This window comes from Brevibacterium jeotgali (assembly GCF_900169175.1).
Lineage (GTDB): Bacteria > Actinomycetota > Actinomycetes > Actinomycetales > Brevibacteriaceae > Brevibacterium > Brevibacterium jeotgali.
The window spans coordinates 1-1,092 of record NZ_FXZM01000047.1 but is presented as its reverse complement, the minus strand read 5'-3'; the positions used below and the strand labels follow the sequence as shown (position 1 = coordinate 1,092).

The window sequence follows — 1,092 nt, the reverse complement described above, 5'->3', positions numbered from 1 at the left end:
CCGAGCGTGCACAGATGCACCGCCCAACTCTTCCTTATCAATCTCCTGACCAACCCCCGGCTTTACTACCGCAGGCCCACCAGCGAACACGTAGCTGCTGCCAGCTACCATCACAGAAAAATGAGATCTCACAACACGGACTGCACCGAATCCCGCCGCGGCACCTAACGCGATCGCTACGACAGGAATGGTGCCGAGATTAGTCGGTGGAGCGCCATTCGAGTACCCCGGTATCTTGGTCGCTCCAGACTGCTTCAGAATATTGATACTACCGCCAGCAGTTTCTATCAGACGAACCATTGGGATGCGGTACTGCAAAGCAAATCGCTCGATGTATTGCCATTTGTCGGGGGATGTTGACTCTGAGGAGCCTCCCCTGACGGTGAAATCCTCGGCACACAACGCCACTTCTCGGCCGTCTACTCGCCCTGTACCCACGATGACGTTCGCCGGAGTTACGCTTGTTAAGCGGTGCTCGACGTCGTATTCGCCTTTACCAGTGAACATTCCGACTTCACGCCAGGTGTCTTCATCAACAAATTTGTCTACTCGTTCACGTGCCGTCAGCTGTCCGCGTTGGTGTTGCCGCTCGATATTCTCTTGGCCACCCATACCTAACGCGTAAGCCGTTCGAGCAGCGATCTCCGTCTCCCACCACAGCGGCTCGGGCTTGTGTGGCTCTGTAGTGGACTCGTGGGTCGCTGGTCTTTCGTCTATCGAATCAGACAAGTGGTTCTCCTCATTGAGCGTTCGACTTGCACCCTCAATAGTTATCGGCTTCCCCAACTACTGCAACATGGCTTTGCAGGGCAGGGCGATAACGTTCAACTATCGCCTCACCTGGTCAAGTCCCTGGTAGTGGTGTAACGGTTGGATCCCTCGTCGAGGGGTCTCAGGCGCTGAGTTCGAATGGGATGTCGGGGTCGGTGCTCACCTCGCCTCCGGTGGTCTCGACGGACGTGAGCCGGCAGCGGGCCAGGACCTCGAGTCCGAGGTACCGACGGCCTTCGGCCCATTCATCAGTCTGCTCAGCCAACACCGCTCCGACCAGCCGCACGATCGCGACTCGATTGGGAAAGATCCCCACGGCGT

The 1,092-nt window shown here is 57.4% G+C and carries 2 protein-coding genes; both read right to left on the bottom strand.

All coding sequences use genetic code 11. The features are described from left to right. The coding region (locus tag BJEO58_RS14755; protein ID WP_219617131.1) for a carboxyl transferase domain-containing protein at positions 1–729 on the bottom strand (729 nt) is incomplete at its 3' end. Between the two features lie 163 nt (positions 730–892). Then, on the bottom strand, positions 893–1,092 hold a 200-nt coding region (locus tag BJEO58_RS14750; RefSeq protein ID WP_180951982.1), incomplete at its 5' end, for a transposase.